This is a genomic window from Sphingobium salicis subsp. salicis (assembly GCF_049472635.1).
Lineage (GTDB): Bacteria > Pseudomonadota > Alphaproteobacteria > Sphingomonadales > Sphingomonadaceae > Sphingobium > Sphingobium yanoikuyae_A.
In genome coordinates this window covers 26,286-48,371 of sequence record NZ_JAYRCS010000001.1, presented here as the reverse complement: position 1 = coordinate 48,371, position 22,086 = coordinate 26,286, and the positions used below count along the sequence as shown (strand labels likewise).

25 protein-coding genes are annotated in these 22,086 nt (G+C 65.0%); 10 read left to right on the top strand and 15 right to left on the bottom strand.

Annotation, left to right across the window (positions count from 1 at the left end; all coding sequences use genetic code 11):
- Positions 1–82 precede the first annotated feature (82 nt).
- Both VHN57_RS00250 and mscL read right to left on the bottom strand, forming a co-directional pair.
- Positions 83–355 (bottom strand): hypothetical protein, encoded by a 273-nt coding sequence (locus tag VHN57_RS00250; RefSeq protein ID WP_004210413.1) that lies wholly within the window; start codon positions 353–355, stop codon positions 83–85.
- A gap of 144 nt (positions 356–499) precedes the next feature.
- Positions 500–934 carry a large conductance mechanosensitive channel protein MscL gene (gene mscL / locus VHN57_RS00245; RefSeq protein ID WP_004210412.1) on the bottom strand — a complete coding sequence of 145 codons (435 nt, stop codon included), beginning with the start codon at positions 932–934 and terminating at the stop codon, positions 500–502.
- Between the two features lie 101 nt (positions 935–1,035).
- Between mscL and VHN57_RS00240 the strand changes: the two genes are divergently transcribed.
- From VHN57_RS00240 to VHN57_RS00225, 4 genes are read left to right on the top strand one after another with little or no spacing between them, the layout of a single operon-like run.
- Positions 1,036–1,638 carry a LemA family protein gene (locus VHN57_RS00240; protein ID WP_278984820.1) on the top strand — a complete coding sequence of 201 codons (603 nt, stop codon included), beginning with the start codon at positions 1,036–1,038 and terminating at the stop codon, positions 1,636–1,638.
- Positions 1,639–1,648: 10 nt separating this feature from the next.
- Positions 1,649–2,449, top strand: a complete 801-nt coding sequence (locus VHN57_RS00235; RefSeq protein WP_029547562.1) for a TPM domain-containing protein — start codon at positions 1,649–1,651, stop codon at positions 2,447–2,449.
- A 50-nt stretch (positions 2,450–2,499) separates the two neighbouring features.
- Positions 2,500–3,126: a TPM domain-containing protein gene (locus VHN57_RS00230; RefSeq protein WP_048938408.1), complete on the top strand. Its 627-nt coding sequence runs from the start codon at positions 2,500–2,502 to the stop codon at positions 3,124–3,126.
- The gene (locus VHN57_RS00225) at positions 3,123–3,665 is read left to right on the top strand and encodes an NUDIX hydrolase (protein ID WP_278984824.1); all 543 of its coding nucleotides are present in this window, start codon (positions 3,123–3,125) and stop codon (positions 3,663–3,665) included. The genes VHN57_RS00230 and VHN57_RS00225 overlap by 4 nt, the downstream gene beginning before the upstream one ends.
- A gap of 112 nt (positions 3,666–3,777) precedes the next feature.
- Here VHN57_RS00225 and VHN57_RS00220 read toward each other — a convergent pair whose 3' ends face one another.
- Positions 3,778–4,236 (bottom strand): DUF6456 domain-containing protein, encoded by a 459-nt coding sequence (locus tag VHN57_RS00220; protein WP_278984826.1) that lies wholly within the window; start codon positions 4,234–4,236, stop codon positions 3,778–3,780.
- Positions 4,237–4,336: 100 nt separating this feature from the next.
- Here VHN57_RS00220 and VHN57_RS00215 point away from each other — a divergent pair, with 100 nt between their 5' ends.
- Positions 4,337–4,900, top strand: a complete 564-nt coding sequence (locus VHN57_RS00215; protein WP_004210404.1) for a helix-turn-helix domain-containing protein — start codon at positions 4,337–4,339, stop codon at positions 4,898–4,900.
- Between the two features lie 57 nt (positions 4,901–4,957).
- The gene (locus VHN57_RS00210; protein WP_278984828.1) at positions 4,958–6,127 is read left to right on the top strand and encodes a glycosyltransferase; all 1,170 of its coding nucleotides are present in this window, start codon (positions 4,958–4,960) and stop codon (positions 6,125–6,127) included.
- A 138-nt stretch (positions 6,128–6,265) separates the two neighbouring features.
- Here VHN57_RS00210 and VHN57_RS00205 read toward each other — a convergent pair whose 3' ends face one another.
- Both VHN57_RS00205 and VHN57_RS00200 read right to left on the bottom strand, forming a co-directional pair.
- Positions 6,266–7,069, bottom strand: coding sequence for a hypothetical protein (locus VHN57_RS00205; protein WP_125997181.1), 804 nt, complete (start codon positions 7,067–7,069; stop codon positions 6,266–6,268).
- A gap of 461 nt (positions 7,070–7,530) precedes the next feature.
- Positions 7,531–9,168, bottom strand: a complete 1,638-nt coding sequence (locus tag VHN57_RS00200; RefSeq protein ID WP_423282273.1) for a molybdopterin oxidoreductase family protein — start codon at positions 9,166–9,168, stop codon at positions 7,531–7,533.
- Positions 9,169–9,311: 143 nt separating this feature from the next.
- On the opposite strand from VHN57_RS00200, the gene modA reads away from it, so the two are divergent.
- Positions 9,312–10,097, top strand: a complete 786-nt coding sequence (gene modA / locus VHN57_RS00195; protein ID WP_423282271.1) for a molybdate ABC transporter substrate-binding protein — start codon at positions 9,312–9,314, stop codon at positions 10,095–10,097.
- Positions 10,098–10,136: 39 nt separating this feature from the next.
- Here modA and VHN57_RS00190 read toward each other — a convergent pair whose 3' ends face one another.
- The 9 genes from VHN57_RS00190 to VHN57_RS00150 all read right to left on the bottom strand — a co-directional run bounded on the left by VHN57_RS00190 (position 10,137) and on the right by VHN57_RS00150 (position 18,595).
- On the bottom strand, positions 10,137–10,784 hold the full coding sequence (locus VHN57_RS00190; protein ID WP_099233297.1) for an ATP-binding cassette domain-containing protein: 648 nt from the start codon (positions 10,782–10,784) through the stop codon (positions 10,137–10,139).
- The gene (gene modB, locus VHN57_RS00185; RefSeq protein ID WP_278987789.1) at positions 10,774–11,475 is read right to left on the bottom strand and encodes a molybdate ABC transporter permease subunit; all 702 of its coding nucleotides are present in this window, start codon (positions 11,473–11,475) and stop codon (positions 10,774–10,776) included. The genes VHN57_RS00190 and modB overlap by 11 nt, the downstream gene beginning before the upstream one ends.
- Before the next feature lie 70 nt (positions 11,476–11,545).
- Positions 11,546–12,832, bottom strand: a complete 1,287-nt coding sequence (locus tag VHN57_RS00180; RefSeq protein ID WP_278987791.1) for a capsule biosynthesis protein — start codon at positions 12,830–12,832, stop codon at positions 11,546–11,548.
- Positions 12,825–14,510: a capsular polysaccharide export protein, LipB/KpsS family gene (locus tag VHN57_RS00175; RefSeq protein ID WP_278987795.1), complete on the bottom strand. Its 1,686-nt coding sequence runs from the start codon at positions 14,508–14,510 to the stop codon at positions 12,825–12,827. Before VHN57_RS00175 ends, VHN57_RS00180 begins: the two co-directional genes overlap by 8 nt.
- Before the next feature lie 93 nt (positions 14,511–14,603).
- Positions 14,604–15,899 carry a glycosyltransferase family 4 protein gene (locus VHN57_RS00170; RefSeq protein ID WP_423282268.1) on the bottom strand — a complete coding sequence of 432 codons (1,296 nt, stop codon included), beginning with the start codon at positions 15,897–15,899 and terminating at the stop codon, positions 14,604–14,606.
- Position 15,900: 1 nt separating this feature from the next.
- Positions 15,901–16,341: an HIT family protein gene (locus VHN57_RS00165; protein ID WP_278987311.1), complete on the bottom strand. Its 441-nt coding sequence runs from the start codon at positions 16,339–16,341 to the stop codon at positions 15,901–15,903.
- A 9-nt stretch (positions 16,342–16,350) separates the two neighbouring features.
- Positions 16,351–16,986, bottom strand: a complete 636-nt coding sequence (locus VHN57_RS00160; RefSeq protein ID WP_026108971.1) for a CoA transferase subunit B — start codon at positions 16,984–16,986, stop codon at positions 16,351–16,353.
- A 2-nt stretch (positions 16,987–16,988) separates the two neighbouring features.
- Positions 16,989–17,885, bottom strand: a complete 897-nt coding sequence (locus tag VHN57_RS00155) for an HAD family acid phosphatase (protein WP_278987313.1) — start codon at positions 17,883–17,885, stop codon at positions 16,989–16,991.
- Entirely contained in the window at positions 17,885–18,595 is a 711-nt protein-coding gene (locus VHN57_RS00150) for a CoA transferase subunit A (RefSeq protein WP_048936425.1), read from the bottom strand. The genes VHN57_RS00155 and VHN57_RS00150 overlap by 1 nt, the downstream gene beginning before the upstream one ends.
- An 88-nt stretch (positions 18,596–18,683) precedes the next feature.
- Between VHN57_RS00150 and VHN57_RS00145 the strand changes: the two genes are divergently transcribed.
- Entirely contained in the window at positions 18,684–19,574 is an 891-nt protein-coding gene (locus VHN57_RS00145; RefSeq protein ID WP_278987316.1) for a LysR family transcriptional regulator, read from the top strand.
- Between the two features lie 365 nt (positions 19,575–19,939).
- Here the strand turns inward: VHN57_RS00145 and thiS are convergent, their stop codons facing one another.
- Positions 19,940–20,941 carry a sulfur carrier protein ThiS gene (thiS, locus tag VHN57_RS00140; RefSeq protein WP_423282264.1) on the bottom strand — a complete coding sequence of 334 codons (1,002 nt, stop codon included), beginning with the start codon at positions 20,939–20,941 and terminating at the stop codon, positions 19,940–19,942.
- A gap of 131 nt (positions 20,942–21,072) precedes the next feature.
- On the opposite strand from thiS, the gene aroQ reads away from it, so the two are divergent.
- Positions 21,073–21,513 carry a type II 3-dehydroquinate dehydratase gene (gene aroQ / locus VHN57_RS00135; protein ID WP_125985618.1) on the top strand — a complete coding sequence of 147 codons (441 nt, stop codon included), beginning with the start codon at positions 21,073–21,075 and terminating at the stop codon, positions 21,511–21,513.
- Between the two features lie 83 nt (positions 21,514–21,596).
- Positions 21,597–22,085, top strand: a complete 489-nt coding sequence (gene accB, locus VHN57_RS00130; protein WP_004210355.1) for an acetyl-CoA carboxylase biotin carboxyl carrier protein — start codon at positions 21,597–21,599, stop codon at positions 22,083–22,085.
- Position 22,086: the final 1 nt, after the last annotated feature.

Sequence of the window (22,086 nt, the reverse complement as noted above, 5' to 3'; positions counted from 1 at the left end):
CCGTTAAAGGCGAGAGCGGGCAAAGAAAAAGGGCGCCGCAAGCGCGACGCCCCTTTGGCCCGATGCTCGGTGCCGCAGCGGATCAGTGCTGCTTCTTCTCCACCGCGTCGGCGGCAGCCTCGCCCGCCTCGCGGGTGGCGTCGGCCTTGTTCTCCAGCGCGTCGGCCGCATTTTCGGCTGCGTTTTCGGCGTTGCCCGACAGGTTGTCGGCCATCGCTTCCATGTTCGCGGCCTGGTTGTCGAGAGCATCCGCCTGATTCTCGTAGGCATTCTCGACCTTGTTTTCCTGCTTGGAATCGCACGCGGCGAGCGAGACCATGCTGGCAAGGCCAAGGATTGCGACGAAGCTTTTCACAGCGTTTTCTCCTGTTGCGCCCCCTTTAGGGCAGACATGTTCGACACGAGGTTCGGGACGATCCATGCCATCCCGAACCCTGACGCCGATCAACCGGCCGCGTCCCCAATGGTTCCCATCAGGGCCTCGGTTCGTCGCAATCGCTTATTTTTTCAGCGAGTCGCGAATCTCGCGCAGCAGCACGATATCCTCCGGCGTGACGGCCGGTGCCGGCGCTTCCTCGGGCTTGGCCAGAACCTTGTTCACCAGCTTCACCAGCAGGAAGATGATGAAGGCCAGGATGATGAAATTGACCAGCACGGTCAGGAACTGGCCCCAGCCGAACATGGCGACACCGGCCGCCTTCAGGTCGGCATAGCTGTTGGGATTGCCCTTGAACCCTTCGGGCAGGTCGCCCAGGCGCAGGAAGTAGCCCGAAAAGTCAGCGCCGCCGAAAAGATAGCCGACCACCGGCATGATCAGGTCATCGGTCAGCGACTTGGTGATGGTGGCGAACGCGCCACCGATGATGACACCAACCGCCAGGTCCATGACATTGCCGCGATTGATGAACGTCTTGAATTCCGAAATCAGCCCCATGATGAACCTCTTGTCTCGCCTTCGATAAACTCTGCATGGCCCGTTGCACGCCATCCGACAACGCCCTATTTCCGTCAGCGAAACAGAGCCGAGGATGTTCCATGCTTTTCCCGCGTCGCCTCTCCCGCCTTTTGCTGCCGGTCATGGGCGCGCTTGCGCTGTCCGCCTGCGGCATCAACAGCGTCCCCACTGCCGAGGAAAATGCCAAGGCCAAATGGGCTGACGTCCAGGCGCAATATCAGCGCCGCGCCAACCTCACCGGCAACCTCGTCGCCACGGTCAAGGCCGCCGGCAAGCAGGAGCAGGCGACGCTGACCGCCGTGACCGAAGCCCGCGCCAAGGCCACCTCGATCCAGATCAACGCCGCCGACCTGTCCGATCCGGCCAAGGTCGCGCAATATCAGGCCGCTCAGGCACAGCTGAGCCAGGGCCTTGGCCGCCTGCTCGCCTCGGTCGAGGCCTATCCCGACCTCAAGACCAACGAGAATTTCCTGCAGCTCCAGTCGCAGCTGGAAGGCACGGAAAACCGTATCGCCGTGTCGATCCGCGATTATAATGAAGCGGTCCAGGCCTATAATACCCGCATCCGCACCTTCCCCGACGCGATCGGCGCCAAGCTGATCCATGGCGCCAAGCCCATGGCCCCGTTCCAGGCGACCACGCCCGGCGCGGAAGAAGCGCCCAAGGTCGACTTCGGCAACTGAGCCGATAACGATGATGCGGCGCCTGCTGCTGGTCCTTGCGCTGCTGGTCTTCATACCGGCGGCGCAGGCACAGACCTTCCCCAAGCTGACCGGCCAGGTGGTCGATGCCGCAAATCTGCTCTCGCCGCAGCAGGAGCAGGCGCTGACCGCCAAGCTCGCCGCGCTCGACAAGCAGAGCGGCCGGCAGGTGGTGGTCGCCACCGTGCCCGACCTCCAGGGCTATGAGATTGGCGACTACGCCTATCAGCTCGGCCGCAGCTGGGGCATCGGCAGCAAGGAAAAGGACGACGGCACGATCCTGCTGGTCGCCCCGAACGAGCGCAAGGTGTGGATCGCCACCGGCTATGGTGTCGAGGGTATCGTCACCGACGCGCTCGCCTCGCGCATCTATCGCACCGCCATCATCCCGCGCTTCAAGGCGGGCGACTTTCCCGGCGGCATCGACGCGGGCGTCAACGAACTCGCCACCCTGCTGACCCTGCCGCCCGAGGAGGCGAAGGCGCGCGCCGCCGCAGCCGAGGCGGAGCAGCGCAAGGGTGACAGTGGCGGCGGCGCCGTGATGCTAGTCTTCTGGGTCATCGTGATCGTCATCGTCGGCATATCGATGTTCGCCAGCCGCGGCGGTCGTGGTCGCCGCTATCGCGGCGGTGCCGGCCCTGTCATCATCTGGGGGCCGTCCGACAGCGGATGGGGCAGCGGCGGCGGTTCAGGCTGGGGCAGTGGCGGCGGTGGCTGGGGCGGCGGCGATGGTGGCGGCTTTTCCGGCGGTGGCGGCAGCTTCGGCGGCGGCGGTGCGGGAGGCAGCTGGTGAAGCCGGTACAGTTCAGCGAACGCGATCATGACCTTGTCTCGGTCGCCGTGATGGAGGCCGAAAAGCAGACATCGGGCGAGATCGTGCCGATCGTCGCGCGTCGGTCCGACGCCTATCATGATGTCGGCCTGCACTGGGCGATCGGCACCGTGTTCGTCGCCCTCGCTTTCTTCGCCTTCTTCCCGGACTATCTGCGCGACCTGGCCGGCCGGCTGCTGGGCGATTGGGACCATCAGGTCGCCGACTGGAAGATGCTGACCATCCTGCTGGGCGACCTGATCCTCGACTTCCTGGTGGTGCGCTACCTCCTCGCGATCATGCCACTGCGCATGGCGCTCACCCCGCGCGCGACCAAGGCCCGCCGGGTGCGCCGCCGCGCCATATTGCTGTTCCGCGCCGCCGCAGAGGCCCGCACCGCCGGCCGCACCGGCGTCCTTATCTATCTCTCGCTCGACGAGCATCGCGCCGAAATCGTCGCCGACAAGGCGATCAACGACCGCGTCACGCCCGAAGCCTGGGGCGAGGCGATGGCGTTGTTGATCGACGCGGTGCGCGACGACCGGCCAGGCGAAGGGCTTGCCCTCGCCATCGGCCGGGTCGGCGCGATTCTGGCGCCGCACTTCCCCCGCGCCGCCGACGACATCAACGAACTGCCGGACAGACTGATCGAATTATGAGCGATAATGACTGGAATGCGCCCGAGGAAGTCATGTGGACCGGGCGCTTCATCACCGCGAAGAAGCGCGGCAAATGGGAATATGTCGGCCGCGCGCGCGGCATCCGTGCCGCCGTCATCCTGGCGATCGACGAGGACGTCGACGGCCGCCATGTCCTGCTGGTCGACCAGTATCGCGTGCCGCTCGGCAAGCGCTGCATCGAACTGCCCGCGGGCCTCGTCGGCGATCATGACGCCGGCGAGGACGCCAGCCTCGCCGCCAGCCGCGAACTGGAGGAAGAGACCGGCTATCTCCCCGGTCGCCTCGAATCGCTCGGCGAATTTTTCAGCTCGCCCGGCATGGTCTCGGAAAGCTTCACCCTGTTCCGCGCCCATGATCTGGTGAAGACCGGCGAGGGCGGCGGCGTCGACAGCGAGGATATCCGCGTCCACCGCATCCCCCTCGCCACCCTGCCGGACCAGATCGCCGCCTGGCGCGAACAGGGCTTTGCCATGGACGTGAAGCTGCTCCTGCTGCTCGGCGCAGGATTCATGGTCTGAATATCAATATATCTCGCCCCTCCCTTCCAGGGAGGGGTTGGGGTGGGTAGCGAGCGCAGCGAGCTTCTGCCCCATCGACGTAGACCGCCGCTTGCGCGACACACCCAACCCCTCACCCAACCCGATACCAGTCCGCCACCCGGTCGAGCGCCAGTCCCAGCACCAGCTTGCCCGCGCGACTGGGCCAGCCCAGCGCCCGTTCCGCCGGCCCCAGCCCCTCACCCGCGCACACCACCCGCCACAATATGTCGGCCAGTCCCGGCCCCGCCGCCCGCACCGCACCATCGAACCGCTCGCGCGCCGACAGCTGCGCGGCGCTCGGATCGGGCATCGCCGCCGCGCCGCCCCGTCGCCGCTCCGCCGGTGCCCCGTCCCAGCGCATCGTCACCCGCGCGCCCAATCCCGCCTGCTCCCAGTCGCGCCGCACCCTCTCCCCCGCCGCCAGCTGCCGGTCGCTCACATGGCCGCGTGCATGCAGCCAGCCGAGCGGCGATTCCCCCAGATGCAGCTTCACCGCCTGCATCTTGCCGGCAGGGTCTTCGATCATCTGGTCGACAAACTGGGTGGCCATGGCGGCATCTCCTGACTGGGTGGGGTAGGCCAGGGGCTTGCCACGGCGGATAATCTGTAGGAAAGAGAAAACCAAATAGGTTATCAACCCGAGGACAGCCATGATCACCCGCATCCGCGAGGTCCGCAAGGCCAAGGGCCTGACGCTGGAACAGGTGGGCCTGCTCTGCCTGCCGCCCACCACCGCCCAGACCATCGGCCGGCTCGAAACCGGCACCCGCACCGTCTCGGTCAAATGGCTGAACCGCATCGCCGACGCGCTCGGCGTCACCAGCGCGGAACTGGTCGCCCTGCCCGGCCAGAGCGAAGTGCCGGTCGCCGCCCTGCTCGGGCCGGAGGGCGCGCGCGCGCCGGTCCGCGCCCTGTCCTTCCCGCCGCCCGTGCCCGCCGACGGCATGATCGGCATCCAGGTCAATGCCAGCATCGGCGACTATCGCAGCGGCGACGCCATCTGGTGCCGCCGCATCGCCCCGGCCGATTTCGCCAGCGCCTTGAACCGCGACGTCCTCTTCCCCCGCCCCGCCGGCCGCTTCCTGTTCGGCCGCCTCATCGGCCGCGAGGGCGACCGGCTCCAGATATTGCCGCTCGGCCACGGCGCCCGGCAACAGGTGCTGACCGACCCACCCTGGGGCGCAGTGGCGGTGCAACTCGTCCGACGGCTATAGCCAAGCGCCCCCGCCACGCCTAAGCCTCGCTTAACCGACATGCAGTAGGGAGGGCCCATGACACTCAACGTCCTCACGCTTTCCACGCTCTTCCCGGACATGAGCCGGCCCAATTTCGGCGTTTTCGTGGAGCGACAGGCCCGCGAACTGGCGAGCCGCCCCGACGTCAGCGTCACCGTCATCGCCCCGATCGGCATGCCGCCCTGGCCGCTCTCGCGCGCCGGCCGCTATGCCCCGCTGCGCGCCCTGCCGCCCAAGGAAAGGTGGAAGGATCTGACCGTCTATCGGCCGACCTTCCCGATCATCCCGAAATTCGGCGGCCGCACCAATGTCCTCACCATGACCCGCGCCATCCTGCCGCTGGTCAAGCGGCTGCACGCCCAGACCCCGTTCGACGTGATCGACGCCAGCTTCTTCTTCCCCGACGGCCCGGTGGCCCAGCGCCTGTCGAAGGCGCTCGGCATCCCCTATTCGGTCAAGGCGCGCGGCGCCGACATTCATCATTGGGGCACGCAGCGCGGCACGAAGAAGATGGTGAAGCGCGCCGCCGACGGCGCCGCCGGCCTGCTCGCCGTCTCGGCCGCGATGCGGCGCTCCATGGGCCGAATGGGCATCGATGCCGACAAGATCCGGGTCCATTATACCGGGGTCGACCTTGATCGCTTCGAAATCGCCGACCGCGATCAGGCCAAGGCCGCGCTCGGCTTCGAAGGGCCGCTGATCCTCTGCGTCGGCGCACTCATCCCGCGCAAGGGGCAGGATATTCTGGTCCGCGCCCTGCCACAGCTACCCGGCACCACCCTGCTGCTCGCCGGCCAGGGCCAATATCGCCGGATGCTCGAAAATCTCGCGCAGGAACTGGGCGTCGAACGGCGCATCGGCTTCCTCGGCTCGGTGCAGCACGATCGCTTGCCGCGCCTCTATGCCGCCGCCGACGTGATGGCGCTGCCGTCCGAATCCGAAGGGCTCGCCAATGCCTGGGTGGAATCGCTCGCCTGCGGCACGCCGATCGTCATCACCGATGTCGGCGGCGCCCGCGAACTGCTCGACCGCCCCGAAGCCGGCAAGATCGTCGATCGCGAACCCGAAGCCCTAGCCGAAGCGATCGCCGACATATTGGCCGACCCGCCCGAACGCGACGCCGTCCGCGCCGCCGCCCTTCGCTTCACCTGGACCGCCAATGGCGACGCCCTGCTCGATCATCTCACAGGCATCGCGCGAGGCTGAACCGGTCTAGAATATACCCCGGCCCTCCGCTGGGGTGGCAAAGTTGGGTGGGGAGCGGACAGTCTGCTCGTGGCGATAGGATGCCGTTACCTGGCATTCAGAATGCGAGCCGAGCAAGTAAAACGACCTGCTATTTCTTTAATAGATTTCCTCAAATTCCCAACCGGTCAGTTTTAAGGTCAGCAGTCCAAAATCGCGCATTGCCCCCTTCTGAGGCGACCAACGGTCGGCATATTCGTAACTGCCCTTACGAGCGCGTTCGAGTATCCATCGACTACCATCCGTGCCGCCGCCGCAATTTTCGGGCGGTTCATTGAACGGGCTAGCCCTCGCCATCGCGCGCTCCACTTGGTGCGCTTCTAAGGAACTGAGTTTCCGATTGATTTGCCGAGAGATACTACCCGGTTCATAACCCCCGGCACCGGAAAGCTCCTTCGCTATAAAATTAGTGGTGCCTGCGGACGTTTCGAAACGGACAATCACCGGATGATGAAACGTCGGGAGCCATGTGAATCTGAGAACACTGTCTCCGGCATACTTTTGGGCGTTTGAAATTTCAAAAAGAGATGGCTCCGTTGCGGCTTCCCAATGGTTGGAATACCATTCACTCTCAAAATTACTGATCTTAGGAAAGCATTCCGGATAACCCTTGAATTTACAAATGTGCATAACCTTCCCAAACGAAGGCGGGAGATACTGGATACCTGATTTTGAAGATCTAATCGCTTCAGATTTTCCTGGGAGCATTCGGCAAAGCGCATTATTCTCTTCATTGCTCGTCGGCACCTGCTGAGCAGTGCATGCCGCGAGCATCAATGGAGGAATACTCGCTGCAAGCCAAAGGAGCGACCGACCCATCATATTTTCTGTCAACCCATGCCCGTAAGCCAGCTTCCTCAAAGTTGCTGGAAATGTCTGCAATTGGAAAGCGGAAAACACCATAACAAAGGCAACAAATGGTCGTTTTCAGACCATCCTCCCCTGCAAGGCGAGGTGGCTGGCCGAAGGCCAGACGGAGGGTTATCTCCCTCTCGATAGGGCGACACCCCTCCACCACTTCGTGGTCCCCCTCCCCTTGCAGGGGAGGATTTTACAGCCGCATTTGGTCGGTAGCAGCCCCATCGCTTTCCTACTCTCGCCCTTTCTGTTCCACATGCTTCGATGGAACGCCGCGCCCTTTCCCGCCTCCACTGCCGCCGCCCACGCGACACTGTCGCGTCGCTGTCCTTTCCCTGTCGCCTCGCTGTCGCGTCGCAGGCGCGGCAACGGCGCCTGATCGTCGCGCGGCCATCCCCCCGCACCGACCTGGCGCAAATCCGCCAAAAGCCGCGCCACCATAGGCCGCACAACGGTGTGAACTTTCTACTGTCGCGTCGGCGCCCCATCGCCCGGCGATCTACCGCCTAGGACAGGGGCAGCAGGCGGGCCTTGCCGTCCGGCGTCGGGAACCGCCCCTCGTCGAACGGCAGCTCGCCCCAGCGCCACGGGGTCAGTTCCTCATAGGCGGGGTTAGAAATCGGCGCATGGCGGCGCAGGTTAAGCAGCCGCGCACCGTCATTGCCATAGGCGGTCAGGCGCACATGCTCGCGATAGATTTCCGCCGCCCATTCATAATGGAAGGCCGCCTGCCAGCCCATGGCGCGCGCGACCTGGGTGACGATCCACCAGTCGGGCTTCGCTTCGCCGGGCAGCGGGAACAGCCGGCGCTGACGGCTGATCAGCCGGTCCGCCCCGGTCAGCGTGCCGTCCTTCTCGACCCAGCTCGCCGATGGCAGCACGATGCCGCGCCCGTCCCGCTCGGGATCGGCCCAGGGCGTGGAGCGGATCCCCAGCGGCACCGCGTCCAGCGCCGCGCGGAGCCAGGCCGGATCAATGCCATCGCCGCCGATGCTCCACAGCGCCCGGATGCGCCCGTCCCGCACCGCGTCGGCCAGTTCCGCGCCGTCCAGCCCCGGCCCGGTCGCCATCGCCTCGGCCGACCAGAAACGGGCTATTGCGGCCATCGCTTCCGCCGTGAAGCCGCGATGCGCCGCGAGGCCGCTCGCATTGCAGCCGACCTCGCGCCCGCCCATGCCATTGGCCGCGGCCGTCATGGCAAAGGGCGCCGCCCCCGGCCTGCCGATCCGCCCCGTCGCCAGATGGAAATCGATCACCGCCCGCGCCAGCCCCTCGTCCGCGCCGCCAAACAGCGTCACGATCCGCGGCACGGCGGCGATCCGGTCATAGAGCGCACGCAGCTCCACCGGCGACAGGCCGCAACTGCGCGCCACCGACCACAGATCATGGCGGGTCCGCAGTTGCGCCCAGAAATCATCGGGCACGCTGACATTGCGCGCCAGATAGTCGCCATCGGTCACGCCCGTGTCATGACAATGGCGCAGCAGCCCGGCGATCCAGGACGCCATGCGGTCGCGCGGCACTTCGATGCGCAGGTCGGCCTCGACGCTCGTCCCCTCGCCCGGCGCCGCCAGCAACAGCAGTTCGACGCCCTGCTCGGCCCGCGCAGCCGCGATCCGCGCGCTCAGCACCGGATGATCCTGCGCCAGATCCGCGCCGATCATCAGGATCAGTTCGGCCCGCTCGATATCCTCATAGGCGGCGGGCATCACATCCTCGCCATAGGCCGCACGCTGCGCCAGCGCCGCGCCGTCATTCGCCGCCCAGCCCGCATCGACATGGGCCGAACCGATGAAGCCCTTCATCAGCTTGTTGGCGACATAATAATCCTCGGTCAGCAGGCCGCCGCCGACATGCAGCGCCACGCTGTCCGGGCCATGCTGGGCGATCACCGCCGACAAGCGCCGCGCGACCTGTGCGATCGCCTTCTCCCAGCGTTGCGGCCGACCGTCGATCATCGGCTGGAGCAATCGCCCTTCCAGCCCGACCTCTTCCGCGATCTCCAGCCCGCGCCCGCACAGCCGCCCGGCATTGGCCGGATGCATCCGGTCGCCCTCGACCATCAGGTCGCGATCCTCGCCGGTGATGGCGCGCAGGCCACAGCCGACGCCGCACCGGCCGCAAAGCGTGCGTATCACTGCCATGTCAAAGGGCTGCGCGGGTCCGGCCGGAACGGACGAAGGGGGGAAGGATCGGCGTCACCAGCGCCTGCTTAGCGGATCGGGCGCGGCGACAAAAGCATGTGCCGACAATTGCATGGCCCCGGCGCTGGGCGCACAAGGCGGTCATGCGCTTCTTCTCTCCGATTCCGCTCCTGCTGCGCGCGCTCGCGCTGCTGTCGCTTTTGCTGTCGCCATCCTGGGCCGCCGCGCAGGACAGGCGCGGGCCACTGGTGCTTGCCGCCGCCAGCCTGCAGGAATCGATGAATGCCGCCGCCGACGCCTGGGCGCGGCAGGGCCATGCCCGCCCGGTCCTGTCCTTCGCCGCCTCCTCGGCGCTGGCCCGGCAGATCAAGGCCGGCGCCCCTGCCGACCTGTTCGCCTCCGCCGACGAAGATTGGATGGACGATATCCAGAAGGCCGGCTTCGTCGCGCGCGGCAGCCGCGCTGACATGGCCGGCAACCGGCTGGTGCTGGTCGCCCCGGCCGGCAAGCCGGTGCGGCTGCGCATCGGCCGCAACATCCCGCTCGCCGCAGCGCTGAACGGCGGCCGCCTCGCCATGGCCGATCCCGACGCCGTGCCGGCGGGCAAATATGGCAAGGCGGCGCTCACCGCGCTCAATGTCTGGCCCTCGGTCGCGGACAAGATCGCGCGCGGCGACAGCGTGCGCGCCGCCCTCGCCCTGGTCGAGCGCGGCGCCACCCCGTTCGGCATCGTCTACGCAACCGACGCCCGTGCCTCGAAATCGGTGCAGACGGTCGGGACTTTTCCCGCCAACAGCCATCCGTCGATCCGCTATCCGGTGGCGCGGCTGACTGCCAGTCGCCACCGCGATGCAGACGGCTTCCGCCGTTTCCTGCTGTCGGCGCAGGGCCGGGCGATCCTTGGCCATTACGGCTTCAGCGCGCCCTGATCGCCGATTGTTTTTCTACGGATCGCGCACGCCATCATCTCAAAGCCCCGCACCATCTCCGGTTTTCGACGGACGGATCGAGACAAGGTCGGCTCCCAGCGCCTCCAATTCTGCACGATCGTGACTGACATAAAGAATCGGGATCGATGTGGCCGCGTGCAACTTGCGTATAAGCTCCAGTATCTGGTCCTTCAGGCCCTGGTCCAGGCCCGTCAATGGCTCATCCATCAACAAAAAATGAGGATTGGCTAGCAAGGCACGCCCAATCGCCACGCGCTGCGCCTCCCCCCCGGAGAGAGAATGTGGCCGGCGCTCAAGCAGATCGCCGATGCCTAACATGTCGACGATAGCTGGCATATCAAGCGCGCTGCCCCCACTATGCCTTCGGCCATAAATAAGGTTCCCGCGCACGCTCATGTGCGGAAAGAGGCGCAAATCCTGAAAAATATAGCCGCAATGCCTCTGCGCGATGGGCAGGTCTACGCCGACGGCGCTGTCAAACAACGTGCCCCCGGCAATCGCGACACGACCTTCATCGGGACGTAATAGACCGGCCACCATGTTGAGCAGGCTGCTCTTGCCTGCGCCAGATGGACCAAAGAGGCCGACGATCGCACTGGAACTGGCGATGTCTATGGCCAGATGATTGGCCCCCAGTCGGCGACGGACATGGATGTCAAAGGACATGGTCGCCCCTGCCCATGCGTCTCGCGAGCCATTCGGATGCCATCAACGCGCCGAGCGACAGCGCAATCGAAATCAGCGCCAGCCGCAATACCGCATTTTCGCTGTCCGGCAGTTGCAGTGCGGAATAGATGGCGATCGGCAGTGTTCGGGTCTCCCCTGGTATATCGGACACAAAGGTAATGGTGGCGCCAAATTCCCCGATCGATCGAGCAAAACCCAGGATCATGCCAGCCAATATGCCCGGAACCGCGAGTGGCAATGAGATGGTGCAGAAGACCCGGATACGGCCGGCTCCGAGCGTCTGGGCGACAGCCTCCAATCGTCGATCGATTGTCTCAATCGACAGCCGGATAGCGCGCACCATCAGCGGCATCGCCATGATTGCTGCCGCGAGCGTTGCGCCCGTCCAGCGAAACAACAGACTGATGCCAAACCAGCTTTCCAGCCAATAACCAAAGACACCCTGCCGACCAAACAGAAGCAGCAGTAGCCAGCCGGTGACTACCGGTGGCACCACCAACGGCAAATGCACCAGTGCATCAAGCATCAGTTTGCCAGGAAAACGATAGCGCGCGAGCAACCATGCCAAGGCAAAAGCTATCGGCAGCATCGCGAAGACCGCTGTCAGACTGACCCGGAGCGAAAGCCCGATGATCGCGCATTCTTCAGCACTGATCGATGACAATAGCATGTAGTCACCGATTCACTTCGGCAAGATTGCGCATTCGCCGATCAATGGCGATGGTCACCAAAATTGTCCTTTAGCGTACTCCACGTAACGCCGTGCCCTTTTGCATTGTCCATCGTGGTGCCCGGCCTCTGTCTGGCCGGATAATCTGCGCAGGCGCCCGCAACAGTCGATCAACCGCGTTGCTGACGAGCATCTGCAGCCCCTCCTCGCTCAGAAGCCCTCCGCGAATGAGGCAGCGATCGACCAGAACTCGCCGAAACGCTGAATAGAGCGTCATGTCCGGCTGGCGCGGCGCCGACCAGAAATCATCAAGGCTCGACTGATGCACCACTCCTGGCACCTTGTAGACTGCGTGCCCCAGAACCACGACAGGCTTGCCGGCATTGAGCGCCAGCGTGCCTACAGTGCTGTTCACCGTCACCACGCCCAACGACTTGCCCACCACTTCGGCAATGTCCCAATCGGCCAGATAGACGACACGGTCCTTTACGCCATAATGCGCGGCCAGCCGGCGAGTCAGTCGGTCCCAGGCGACAAGACCGGGGTCGAGCGGATGGCGTTTCACCACAAGAGAGACATGATCAGGCGCATGCTGCGCAAAGCTCTTGATAGCGAAACGCAGCGCAGCGCGCATGTTGCCGAAGGGCGAATGAACGCGAATCTGATAGTCGGAGTTGAGTTGCAACGGGAGCGCGAAATAGGGCTTATCCTTGACCGTATCCCACGCCTTCAAAGACCGGCGCCCGTCACCGCGACGCATGACCAGCTTGCGACACCAAGCGACCGATTCCATCAGGAAACTATGCGGCCGGTGGGTTCGGTAGAATGGGAAATAGGGCCGCATGAATGCCGCGGCCAGACCATTGCGCATCGTGTTGCGCACACGGGCATTGAAGGTCGAGGGCACGGGCGGCAGATTATCGATATAGTCCGGCAAGCCCCGGACCTGGTCTAGATACCATTGCGGGTCCAACGGCAGAGTCGAATTGCCGTTCACGCCATCGTCCTGCAAGGTCAGGAAATCGGGGCGAATATACCCTTCCTCCACGACATGAACATGCAAGTTGCGCAGCCGTGCCATGCCATGTGCCGAGGTATGGTAGGGACGGCAATCACCATAGAGAATCAGGTCCGTAACGCCATGATTGACGATAAAATCGTCAAAGAAGAGCGGCCAGTTACGAAATGTTCCACGGTAATCGGTGGCATCTCCTGGCCAATCGACCTTGTCGCCACCATTGATGTTGATCCGCAGAGCAGAATGCCCGCGCTTGCGCAACGCATCCGCAAGCATCGAGAAATAGGGACCATGCGGCCCCTGCAGGAACAAGAATGTTTTCGACGTTGGTTCAGCCATGAAGGAACTCAGCGGACAATGTCATAAATCTTCGTAGCTTCCCCTGTAGCGCGCGCAGCCGGATGAGCCATGTCATCGGCGGCGTCGATCCACTCGCTAGGCGGTCCACCATCAGTTCGGGACCACAAGGCAAGCGCGTCACGGGATCGATGTAGCGAGGATAGAGAATGAGTGCGGCCGCGACAAGTCGATCCACGTCGAGTTGTCGCCCCCGTCGCGGAGAGGATTTGGCAAGGTCGCGAGTCAGCCCCCAACCAGCGTAGAAAGGCATGCCATGCACCGTAACGGAACAGCCGCGCATCAACGCCTCAAAGCCTGTCAGCGATGACAGGACATGCACTTCGTCCACCGCCTGCACCAGTTCCATCAGGGGCGCGCCGCTGTCGATCGCGTCGGCATGTTCCAGCACGATAGCGTCGCTCAAATGCCCCTTGCGATGCCCGGCCTGCACATCGGGATGCGGGCGATAGATGATCCAGGCGTCCGGTTCTGCGCGCCGCACCCGCGCCAGAAAGTCGAGATTGCCATCGACCCCGGCCCCACCCAGTTGCACCGACATGTCGTCATCGACCTGCCCCACCGCCAGCACCGTGCGCCGGCCGGGCGGCAGGTCGATCATCTGGCCCGCCTCGGCACCATATTTGGTGACACCTGCATCACAGACCCGCGCGCGCAACTGCCGGGCGCGTTCGATCAGGTCCAACGAAAATTCATGCGTGGCGAGCAAGCCTTCCAGATCGCTTGCGGCGCGCGCATTATAATAGATGCCGCATCGATCGATCACCACCGATCCGGGCGGATGCAGCGCCGCGCCCAGCCCCCGTGAGCGCAGAAACCCATCCTCTACCCGAGCCAGGGTAACGCCAACGGCAGCCGCATCCGCTGTAATGGTCACGGGCACGCGCGATGGCCAGATCGCCAGCGCGCCCGCTTCCCGCCGTGCCCGCGCCAAGCCGCGTGCGGGTGGCAGGAAGGGCGGTGTGCGGACTCCATCCCACAGGAAATGACGCATCGCTTCCCGCTTCCAGAATGCCATGCCGCTTGCCGCCGCAATCCCTCTGTTGCCGTCCACATGCCGTCGCCAATCGGCCAGTTGCGCAATTGCATGGGCGGCATCGACCATCTCGCCACTGAAGCAATCGCGATAGCGGGCGCTGGCCAGCCGATAACGGGCCGCTTCCTTCAACTGCTCTGCAGAGAACGCCGCACCATCCGGCCCGAAGACTGCAATGCCCAACAAGCCGGCAACGATGGCCAGGTCATCGTCCACCTCGGCATGGACGGTCCGCGCGTCGGCCAGCAATGCCCAGGGATCGCAGACCGAAGGCAGCCAATGCCCGATTGCTGGCGCTGCCCCACGCTTCGCGCTGACATCAGCGGGCATGATGCCAATCTGCCCGGCAACAAGACCGACGCAGATGGAGGGATCGATGCGCACGCCTTCGCGCGCGACCAGCAGCAGACCTTTTGGCCGATGCCCCCAGAAATCACCGCCCACCCGTGCCCGCCGCAACGCATCTAGTAACCCGTCGGATATGGGCGCCGAGAAGCCGCCCTGGTCATCCTGACTGATGGCCGCAACGGCGGGATCGATGCCGGGGAAAGGCGGCGACCGCAGGAACGGAACACGGTCTGCGCGACGGCAGGCTCCGACTCCCGCGTCGGCCATTTCCGCCATGTCCATATACCCCCGACGACGCCCTCCAAGCCGGCCAGCGCCAAGGAGGGGAATTGCATTCAACCCATTCCATGATCGCCTGAAAATTCTAGGTCAAGGAACAGTCGCTGTCACATCTTCCAATAGCTGCGCCACTATGTCGAAATAGTCACGCCAGGTCGGCGCATGCCATCCGCCGATCCGTGCAAGCTGCGCCGCCCGCTGTGGCGAATTCGCTGCGGCATAGGCGTGAATCATCCGCATCCAGCCGATGCCATCGAGCGGATCGATATAATCGGGCGCGTCCCCGCCGACTTCACGATGGGCCGAAATGTCGCTGCAGATCACCGGGACGCCGGCACATAGCGCCTCGACCACCGGCATGCCGAACCCTTCGGCAAAGGACGGCATCAGCATCGCCCGCGCGCCCGCGACCAGATCCTGCATCTGGTTGTCGGGCAGCTCGCCCGCCTCGACCACATGGCCGCGCAGCGCCTCGCCCCGCTCCAGCATGTCGATGACATTCTCGTTTTCCCAGCCGCGCCGGCCGATCAGCACCAGCATCGGCGCCGCATCACCCAGTTCGTCCACCATTCGCCGCCAGATATTGAGCAGCAGCAGATGATTCTTCCGCGGCTCGATGGTCGACAGATAGACGAAATAGGGCCGCTCAGGGAGCGTCGTGCCGGAACCGCCAAACACATCGGGCGGATCGGCCCCGAAATGGGCGACGCATGTCTGGCGATCGGCCAGGCCGTTCGACAGATGCGGTTCCAGCGCGTCCAGCGTCGCCTGGCTGTTGCCGATGATGCCGGTTGCATAAAGGTCGATGCTGCGCAGCCGGCGACGATGCTCGTCCGCGCCCTGCGGCCGGGCGAACTCGGGATGGCTCAGCGGAATGACGTCATGCACCAGCGTGACGAATTTCGCGCCCTCCGCCCGCAGGATCGCCCCCACCTGCGCCGCATCGTCCAGATGATGGGGCGACGCCTGCAGATAGATGCGCGGCCCCTTGGCCTTGGGCACCGGGCGCGGGCGCGTCGCGAACATGTGGCGGATCACCGCCGCCCGCTCCTTGCGCTCGTCGGGCGAATCCACATTGCGCCATTTCGCCGCGGTGAAGGCCAGGAACTGGCGCACCGCGGCATGGTTCAGGCGCCCATAATAGCCGCCGGCGGGGTGAACGGCGGCGAAGGCCAGCCGGTCCGGCATCCGCGCCAGCAATTCGCGGGCATAGACATATTCGACCCGGTCGATGCCGGTCGGCGTCGGGTGAAAGGCACGCGAGAGCAGCCGCGACACGTCGAGAATCACCTCGGCCCCGCCCCGGTCCCCGGTCAGATAGCTGTTGGCCGGCTTGGACCGCAGCGCCAGCCGCGCGCCCGGCGCCTTGAAGGGTTTGAGTGCCACGTCAGAACTGCGCGCGAATCTCTTCGGCCAGCGCCGCCAGCGCATCCTTGTCCGCCTGCGCACCCACGCCATGGGCGGCGAAGCCCTTGGGGTCGCCTTCCCAGCGCGGCAGGATATGGACGTGCAGGTGGAAGATCGTCTGGCCCGCCGGCGCGCCATTGAACTGGGCGATCTGGATGCCGTCCGGGTTCAGCGCCTTGCGGATGGCGGTGGCGACCTTCTTGGTGGTCGCCATCACCTCACCCAGCGCCTCATCCTCCATCTCCAGCAGGTTGCGCGCCTTGGACCATTTGGAAATGACCAGCGCATGGCCCCGCGTCTGCGGCATGATGTCGAGGAAGGCGAAGGTCTTCTCGTCCTCGTACAGCTTGGTCGACGGGATCTTGCCCTGCAGGATCAGGGCAAAGATATTGGCTTCGTCATAGGTGCCGTCGAGGCTCATGAAACGCCCTTAGCTGAGATAATGGGCGGTCGTCTTAGCAGCGACTTCCTCGGCGGTCACGCCCGGTGCCAGCTCGACAAGCTTGAACGGGCTGTCATGGTCGGGACGCTGGAACACGCACAGGTCCGTAACGATCATGTCGACCACATTCTTGCCGGTCAGTGGCAGGGTGCAGGCCGGGATGAACTTGGGATCGCCATTTTTGGACGTATGCTCCATCACCACGATGATCTTCTTGACGCCGGCGACCAGGTCCATCGCGCCGCCCATGCCCTTGATCATCTTGCCAGGAATCATCCAGTTGGCGATGTCGCCATTCTCGGCCACTTCCATTGCGCCAAGGACGGTCAGGTCGATATGCCCGCCGCGGATCATCGCGAAACTGTCGGACGAGCTGAAATAGGCCGATTGCGGCAGCTCGCTGATCGTCTGCTTGCCGGCATTGATCAGGTCCGCATCCTCATCCCCCTCATAGGGAAAGGGGCCGATGCCCAGCATGCCATTTTCCGACTGTAGCGTCACCTCGACGCCATCGGGAATATGGTTCGCCACCAGCGTCGGGATGCCGATGCCCAGATTCACATAGAAGCCGTCCTCCAGCTCCTTCGCCGCACGCGCGGCCATCTCGTCACGGGTCCAGGCCATTATCACTTCTCCCCTTGGGCGGGCGGCGCCCACCTCTTGTCGGCAGGAAAAACATCGTCGAAGCCGCCCTTGAGGCCGCTGCCATAAACCGGGTTGGGCAGGACGAACCAGCCTGCGCCCCAGAGTTTCGCGATTCCCGGGCCTTGCGTCGCGGCGCGCCGCGCCGGCACGCTCTGCCCGACATTGAACAGGTCGGTGAAATCGCCAAGCTGATCGCCGCCCAGCGCAATCACGCAATAGCTGCGCGAAATCGTCCAGCGCCGGCCATCCTTGCGCGATCCCATCGCGTCGTCGCCGGCCAGATACAGCGTCTGGCCATGCACCGCCTCGCCCAACCCTGCCGCCTTGATCGCGCGCGCGGTCGCATCGGCATTGGCGGCCGAGCGGTTGGTGTTGAAGATGACGGTCACGCCCATCGCCCGCAGCGCGTTGAGGCCGCTGTCCGCGCCCGGCACCGGGCCGACCGCGCCTTCGCCGGTCTTTTCCCACGCATCCCAGTCGGCGGCGTCATAGCCCTTGCCGGTCTTCGCATCATGATATTCGAAGCCGGTGTTCAGCATCACCGTCTCGTCGACGTCGAACACGGCGGCGAACGGCCGGTTGCCGCACGGCACATATTTGGGCGCATCCAGGCTCGCGCCTTCGGCCAGCACGACAGAATCGGCCGGCCGTGCCTTCACGACGGCGGCAGCATGGGCGACCAGCGCGGTCCAGGCCTGGCGCGACAGAGCCGCCGCCTCGCCCGATCCATAAAGATATTGCATGCCCGCCGGCGGCACCGCCGGTCCGGTCGGCGTCACTGGCGCCGGGCCAGTCGCACTTGTCGTCGCGGTGGTGGTCGCACAGGCTGCCAGCGGCGCCAGCAACAGTGCCGGCGCAAGCCGCATCATCGTCGCCATCAGGCCGCGTCCCTCTGGCGCACGGTGCGGAACTCTATCTTCTTGTCATAGGGCGCGCCGACGATCATCCGCTTGACGTAGATGCCGGGCAGATGGATCGCATCGGGGTCGAGGCTGCCCACGGGCACCACTTCCTCCACCTCGGCGATGCAGATCTTCGCCGCCGTCGCCATCGGCGCGTTGAAATTGCGCGCGGTCTTGCGGAAGATCAGGTTGCCGCTCTCATCCGCCTTCCAGCCCTTGATGATCGCGACATCGGCAAAGATGCCGCGTTCCAATATATAATCCTGGCCGTCGAAATTCTTCACTTCCTTGCCCTCGGCCACGGCCGTGCCGACGCCGGTCTTGGTGTAGAAGCCGGGAATGCCCGCCCCGCCCGCGCGGCAGCGCTCGGCCAGCGTCCCCTGGGGGCAGAATTCCACCTCCAGCTCGCCGGCCAGATATTGCCGCTCGAACTCCTTGTTCTCGCCGACATAGGAAGAGATCATCTTCTTGACCTGGCGCGTGCGCAGCAGCTTGCCGAGCCCCTCGCCGTCGATGCCGGCATTGTTGCTGGCGATGGTAAGGTCCTTGACCCCCGAATCGCGGATCGCGTCGATCAGCCGTTCGGGGATGCCGCACAGGCCAAATCCGCCCGCGCACAGATGCATGCCGTCGAACAGCAGCCCCTCCAGCGCAGCGGCGGCATCGGGGTAGAGCTTCTTGGCCATCGGCATCCATCCTTTTGAAATTTCGGCGCAGACTAGGCAGGCCGACCGATCAATACCAATGATTTGTTTTTTCGGTTAAACCTAAACAATGTCTATCAATCGCATCGCCTTCTACCATCTTGAAACCCTGCTCTGGATTGCGCGGCTGGGCACATTCGCGGCGGCGGCGGCGCGCCTCAACACCACCCAGCCGGCCATTTCCGCGCGGGTGCGCGAACTGGAAAGCCATCTGGGCACCGCGCTCTTCCGGCGCGAGGGGCGGACGATGGCCCTCACCCCCGCCGGGCGCGAACTGGTGCGCGAGAGCGAACCGCTCTGGGCGCGCTTCCAGGGCGTGCTGATGGGCTGCAGCGACATATCCGGTGCGACCGGCATCATCCGCATCGGCGCGGGCGAGATTGCGGCAGCCAGTTGCCTGCCCGGCTTCGTTGCCCAGCTTGGCCGCGACCTGCCCCATGTCAGCCTGGAGGTCGACATCGCGCTCACCGCCGACCTCATCCAGCAGCTCGCCTCGGGCCATGCCGACCTCGCCTTCGCCGCCGGCCGCATCGCCCATCCGATGCTGCGCACCGCGCCGATCGGCAGCGTCGACCTGCTCTGGCTCGCCAGTCCCGCAACCGTCGCGACGATGGCAGACGTGCGCCCGCCGATCTGGTCGCTCACCAACCTGTCGCCGCTTTATCGCATCATGAAGGACGCGATCGCCGCGTCGGACCTGGCCGATTGCCCGCTCAACCTCTGCAACAATGTCCGCACCATGATCGACATCGTGCTGGAAGGCGGCGGCATCGGCATCTTTCCCCGGCCAATGGCCCGCCAGCAACTGGCCGAAGGGCGCCTTGTCCCGGTGCCCGGCGCCCCGCTCATGCCCCCGGTCGATTTCCACGTCGCCGTCCGCGCCGCCGAAGCCGACCCGCTGGTGCTCACGATCTTCGACCGGGCCAGCCGGCTGGAATTGCGGGGTGAGGATGAGGTTTAGTATTCCTCCCCGGCACGGGGAGGGGGACCGCTCGCGCAGCGAGTGGTGGAGGGGCACAGCCCCAATAGCGCAGCGCTAAACGCCCGCCATCACCCTGTCCTACACGCGGGTCTTCTGATCTACCTTTGGGGATGGGCTATCCGTACGCATTCAACCGCCCGCCTGCAGTCCAGGCGTCGCTTCACTGTCGCCCCAATGTCGCGCCACTGTCGCGCCGAACGCGCGTCATCGTGACCCGATTGTCGCGCGACTGTCGCTTCGCTGTTGCGTCGCGGGCGCGTTCCTGGCGCATTGGCCCGGAATCACCCCCACGACACTGTGAACTTCGACTGTCGCGTCGAATCTTCCGCCGCGACGTCCTGGAATCAGATCAGGCCAGCGAGCGGGCTCGACGGGTCGGCATACATGCGCTTGCCCATACGGCCGGCGCGATAGGCCATGCGGCCGGCCTCGACGCCCGCCTTCATCGCCGCCGCCATCAGCACCGGGTCCTTCGCCTCGGCAATGGCTGTGTTCATCAGCACGCCGGTGCAGCCCAGCTCCATCGCCTGCGCCGCTTCCGATGCGGTGCCCACGCCCGCATCGACCAGCACCGGCAGCTTGGTGCCCTCCACGATCAGGCGGATCGTCACCTTGTTCTGGATGCCCAGGCCCGACCCGATCGGCGCGCCCAGCGGCATGATCGCGACCGCCCCGACATCCTCCAGCCGCTTGGCCGCGATCGGATCGTCAACGCAATAGACCATCGGCTTGAAGCCTTCCTTGGCCAGCACCTCGGTCGCGCGCAGCGTTTCGACCATATCCGGGTAGAGCGTCCGCGCTTCGCCCAGCACTTCCAGCTTCACCAGTTCCCAGCCGCCCGCCTCGCGCGCCAAGCGCAGGGTGCGGATCGCCTCCTCGCCGGTGAAGCAGCCCGCCGTGTTGGGCAGATAGGTGACCTTCTTCGGGTCGATATAGTCGGTCAGCATCGGCGCGTTCGGATCGGAGACGTTGACGCGACGCACCGCCACGGTGACGATCTCCGCGCCCGACGCGACCAGCGCGGCGGCATTCTGCTCGAAATTCTTGTATTTGCCGGTGCCCACGATCAGGCGCGAGCGGAAGGTCTTGCCCGCCACCGTCCAGCTATCGTCGTCCACCGGAGAAACGTCGCCGCCGCCCACAAAATGGACGATCTCCAGCTCGTCGCCGTCCTCGACCTTCACATCGGCCAGGGTCGAACGCGGCACCACTTCCAGATTGCGCTCCACCGCCACCTTCTCCGGCGCGAAGCCCAACTCGCTCGCCAGCTCGGCCAGGCTCAGGCCGTCGCGGATGCGGCGATGCTCGCCATTGATATGGATGGAGATGGTGCCGTCGATGCTCACTACATTATCCCGTTCGTGGCTGGAAACGTGTCTCGACTTGGCGCGACACGAAGGGCTAAAGATCAGCGCGCATATAGGGGCGGCGACGCCGCGCCCGCAACAGACAAGTCTCGACCGAATGGGGGATCGCCATGGCGGACACACGCAAAATCTATGTTCTGAACGGCCCGAACCTTAACATGCTCGGCACCCGCGAACCGGAAATCTATGGCTATGACACGCTGGACGACATTGCCGAGCGGATGGAGGACGCCGCCCACCGCGCCCATGTCGAGATCGATTTCCGCCAGTCCAATCATGAAGGCCATCTGGTCGACTGGGTGCAGGAGGCGCATCGCGAGGGCGCCCATGCCATCATCATGAATCCAGGCGCCTATACGCACACGTCGATCGCGCTGCATGATGCGATCAAGGGCATCACCGTGCCGGTGATCGAGATCCACCTGTCCAACCCGCACGCGCGCGAAGCCTTCCGCCACAAATCCTATGTCGGCATGGCCGCCAAGGGCACGATCGCGGGCTTTGGCGCCATGTCCTACATGTTGGCGCTCGAAGCAGCCCTGGAACTGTAGAACGCACAAAAGTTGCGCTTTGGCGCAAATGAGCATAGGCGCTGGCCGCCAGAACGCATTTTGAAAGACGACAAGGGTCAAGCATGAACGACAAGCATGACAAGGGCGCGATGCAGGTGGACGTCACCCTGGTGCGCGAACTGGCCGCTTTGCTGGACGACACCAACCTGACCGAGATCGAGGTCGAGGACGGCGACCGCAAGATTCGCGTGGCGCGCAAGATCGGTGGCGGCGCCCCCATCTTCGCAGCGCCCGCTGCCGTAGCGGCACCCGTCGCTGCCCCGGCTGCGGCACCGGCCGCTGCCCCCGCCGCGGCGGCCGAGCCTGCCCTGCCCGCCGGCAATGTGGTGAAGTCGCCGATCGTCGGCACCGCCTATCTGTCGGCCGAGCCGGGCGCCGCGCCCTTCGCGCGCGTCGGTGCGCAGGTGAAGGCCGGTGAAACCGTGCTGATCGTCGAGGCCATGAAGGTGATGAACGCGATCACCGCGCCCGTCGCCGGCACCGTCAAGGCCGTGCTGGTCGATAACGGCCAGCCGGTCGAATATGACCAGCCGCTGATCGTCATCGAATAAG

Bases quoted from the DNA above. Each gene is read 5' to 3' on its own strand.
- mscL (WP_004210412.1), bottom strand. From the start codon at position 934: ATGGGGCTGATTTCGGAATTCAAGACGTTCATCAATCGCGGCAATGTC.
- VHN57_RS00240 (WP_278984820.1), top strand. From the start codon at position 1,036: ATGCTTTTCCCGCGTCGCCTCTCCCGCCTTTTGCTGCCGGTCATGGGC.
- VHN57_RS00235 (WP_029547562.1), top strand. From the start codon at position 1,649: ATGATGCGGCGCCTGCTGCTGGTCCTTGCGCTGCTGGTCTTCATACCG.
- VHN57_RS00230 (WP_048938408.1), top strand. From the start codon at position 2,500: ATGGAGGCCGAAAAGCAGACATCGGGCGAGATCGTGCCGATCGTCGCG.
- VHN57_RS00225 (WP_278984824.1), top strand. From the start codon at position 3,123: ATGAGCGATAATGACTGGAATGCGCCCGAGGAAGTCATGTGGACCGGG.
- VHN57_RS00220 (WP_278984826.1), bottom strand. From the start codon at position 4,236: ATGGCCACCCAGTTTGTCGACCAGATGATCGAAGACCCTGCCGGCAAG.
- VHN57_RS00215 (WP_004210404.1), top strand. From the start codon at position 4,337: ATGATCACCCGCATCCGCGAGGTCCGCAAGGCCAAGGGCCTGACGCTG.
- VHN57_RS00210 (WP_278984828.1), top strand. From the start codon at position 4,958: ATGACACTCAACGTCCTCACGCTTTCCACGCTCTTCCCGGACATGAGC.
- VHN57_RS00205 (WP_125997181.1), bottom strand. From the start codon at position 7,069: ATGGTGTTTTCCGCTTTCCAATTGCAGACATTTCCAGCAACTTTGAGG.
- VHN57_RS00200 (WP_423282273.1), bottom strand. From the start codon at position 9,168: ATGGCAGTGATACGCACGCTTTGCGGCCGGTGCGGCGTCGGCTGTGGC.
- modA (WP_423282271.1), top strand. From the start codon at position 9,312: ATGCGCTTCTTCTCTCCGATTCCGCTCCTGCTGCGCGCGCTCGCGCTG.
- VHN57_RS00190 (WP_099233297.1), bottom strand. From the start codon at position 10,784: ATGTCCTTTGACATCCATGTCCGTCGCCGACTGGGGGCCAATCATCTG.
- modB (WP_278987789.1), bottom strand. From the start codon at position 11,475: ATGCTATTGTCATCGATCAGTGCTGAAGAATGCGCGATCATCGGGCTT.
- VHN57_RS00180 (WP_278987791.1), bottom strand. From the start codon at position 12,832: ATGGCTGAACCAACGTCGAAAACATTCTTGTTCCTGCAGGGGCCGCAT.
- VHN57_RS00175 (WP_278987795.1), bottom strand. From the start codon at position 14,510: ATGGCGGAAATGGCCGACGCGGGAGTCGGAGCCTGCCGTCGCGCAGAC.
- VHN57_RS00165 (WP_278987311.1), bottom strand. From the start codon at position 16,341: ATGAGCCTCGACGGCACCTATGACGAAGCCAATATCTTTGCCCTGATC.
- VHN57_RS00160 (WP_026108971.1), bottom strand. From the start codon at position 16,986: ATGGCCTGGACCCGTGACGAGATGGCCGCGCGTGCGGCGAAGGAGCTG.
- VHN57_RS00155 (WP_278987313.1), bottom strand. From the start codon at position 17,885: ATGGCGACGATGATGCGGCTTGCGCCGGCACTGTTGCTGGCGCCGCTG.
- VHN57_RS00150 (WP_048936425.1), bottom strand. From the start codon at position 18,595: ATGGCCAAGAAGCTCTACCCCGATGCCGCCGCTGCGCTGGAGGGGCTG.
- VHN57_RS00145 (WP_278987316.1), top strand. From the start codon at position 18,684: ATGTCTATCAATCGCATCGCCTTCTACCATCTTGAAACCCTGCTCTGG.
- aroQ (WP_125985618.1), top strand. From the start codon at position 21,073: ATGGCGGACACACGCAAAATCTATGTTCTGAACGGCCCGAACCTTAAC.
- accB (WP_004210355.1), top strand. From the start codon at position 21,597: ATGAACGACAAGCATGACAAGGGCGCGATGCAGGTGGACGTCACCCTG.